The following is a 1,892-nucleotide window of genomic DNA, read 5'->3' on the forward strand; positions in this document are numbered from 1 at the left end:
CCGGCGGCAAGGCCGCGCTGCTCGGCGCCGTGGCCGCCCAGCGCGGCGCGCACCTGGTCGCCAACGAGGCGCAGGAGCACCGGGCCGAGCTCGTCCGCAAGACGGTGCGCCAGCTGCCCGACGCGAGGTCACCGTCCACGACGGACGTGAGGGCCCGTGGCAGCCCGGCTCGTTCGACCGCGTCCTCGTCGACGCGCCGTGCACCGGGCTCGGCGCACTGCGCCGCCGTCCGGAGTCGCGCTGGCGGCGCCGGGCCGAGGACGTGCCCGAGCTCGTGACGCTGCAGGTCGAGCTGCTGGGCCGGGCGCTCTCGCTCGTGCGTCCCGGCGGGGTCGTGGTCTACGCGACCTGCTCGCCGCACCCCGACGAGACGGTCGGCGTGGTCGAGGCGGCCACCGCGTCCGGCGTCGCCGAGCTCGAGGACGTCCGCCGCTGGTGGCCGCACGTCGACGGCACCGACGCGATGTTCGCCGCCGTCCTGCGCCGCACCGCGGAGTAGCGCTCACCTTTTCGCTGAGCGTGACGTTGTGCACGCGACACACCGGGGGAGGCGTGCACAACGTCGCGCCCAGTGCCGTGGTCGGGCACCGCTAGGCTCCGGCGCATGGGCATCCAGATCACCCCGAGCCTGCTCAACGCCGACTTCGCGAACCTCGCCGCGGAGGCCGCGCGCATCCCCGGCGCCGACTGGCTGCACATGGACGTCATGGACAACCACTTCGTGCCCAACCTGACGCTCGGCGCGCCGGTGATCGAGGCCCTGGCGAAGGCGGCCGACCAGCCGATCGACGCCCACCTCATGATCGAGCAGCCCGACCGCTGGGCGCCGCAGTTCGTCGAGGCCGGGGCCGGCAGCGTCACCTTCCACGTCGAGGCCGCCCAGGCGCCCGTGCGCCTGGCCCGCGAGATCCGCGCGCAGGGCGCCCGCGCGTCCATGGCGCTCAAGCCGGCCACGCCCATCGAGCCCTACGCGGACCTCCTGCCTGAGCTCGACATGGTGCTGGTCATGACCGTGGAGCCGGGCTTCGGCGGTCAGAAGTTCCTCGACCTGTGCCTGCCCAAGATCCGCCGCACCCGTGAGCTCATCGAGCGCTCCGGCGCCGAGGTGTGGCTGCAGGTCGACGGCGGCGTCTCGCTGGAGACGATCGAGCGCTGCGCCGAGGCGGGCGCGGACGTCTTCGTCGCCGGGTCGGCGGTGTTCGGCGCCGACGACCCCGAGGCCATGGTCGGCGCGCTGCGCGACAAGGCCGTCGCCGCCTGTTCCCACCCGTGACCCCGGCGCGCCGCGCGGAGCGGTGAGCCAGCAACCGAATCGCGGTCCTGTGGCGTTGCCAGATCACCGCTCCCCGCGGTGTGACGTTGCCAGGTCACCGCTCCTTGCGGTGAGAGGTTGCCACGTCACCGCCCAGGCGTACTGCCACCTGACGAGACGCCCCGCGCCGCGCTGGAGCGACGGGCTAGACTTCCCGGCGTAACGAGCTTCACGCTCGCGTGCTCCGGGGTCGGTGCAATTCCGAGCCGGCGGTGACAGTCCGCGACCCGCACGTCCCAGGACGTGCGGTTGAACCGGTGGGATTCCGGTACCGACGGTGAAAGTCCGGATGGGAGGTGCACGCGGTCGTCGACGTCCGGGCGATGCCCGCGACGTCTGCGACCGAGGTCCCGGAGTCCGCGCGCCCGATCGCGACCGGAGGGACCGATGGCCACCGCCACCGACGTCGAGCAGCAGGCGATGCGCCGCGCCCTGGACGCGGCGCGCAGCATCCCGCGCGCGCTGCCCAACCCCGCGCGTCGGCTGCGTGCTCCTGGCTCCCGACGGCACGCAGGTCGCGGTCGGCCACCACCGCGGCGCGGCACCCCGCACGCCGAGGTCGACGCGCTCGCCCAGGCCG

General features: G+C 74.3%; 1 protein-coding gene, 3 pseudogenes and 1 riboswitch. All 4 genes and pseudogenes read left to right on the plus strand.

Annotated elements, in window-relative coordinates; translation table 11 throughout:
* Positions 1-278: pseudogene (locus AC2W7G_RS15125) on the plus strand (hypothetical protein); the annotation flags it as partial.
* Positions 185-499 (plus strand): annotated as a pseudogene (locus AC2W7G_RS15130) (class I SAM-dependent methyltransferase); the annotation flags it as partial. The pseudogenes AC2W7G_RS15125 and AC2W7G_RS15130, both read left to right, overlap by 94 nt.
* 105 nt (positions 500-604) lie before the next feature.
* Positions 605-1,273, plus strand: a complete 669-nt coding sequence (gene rpe, locus AC2W7G_RS15135; RefSeq protein ID WP_485869167.1) for a ribulose-phosphate 3-epimerase — start codon at positions 605-607, stop codon at positions 1,271-1,273.
* Positions 1,274-1,488: 215 nt separating this feature from the next.
* Positions 1,489-1,617, plus strand: a riboswitch (FMN riboswitch).
* Positions 1,618-1,699: 82 nt separating this feature from the next.
* A pseudogene (locus tag AC2W7G_RS15140) lies at positions 1,700-1,892 on the plus strand (hypothetical protein); the annotation flags it as partial.

This window comes from Aeromicrobium sp. PFPM2_SD2 (genome assembly GCF_057364525.1).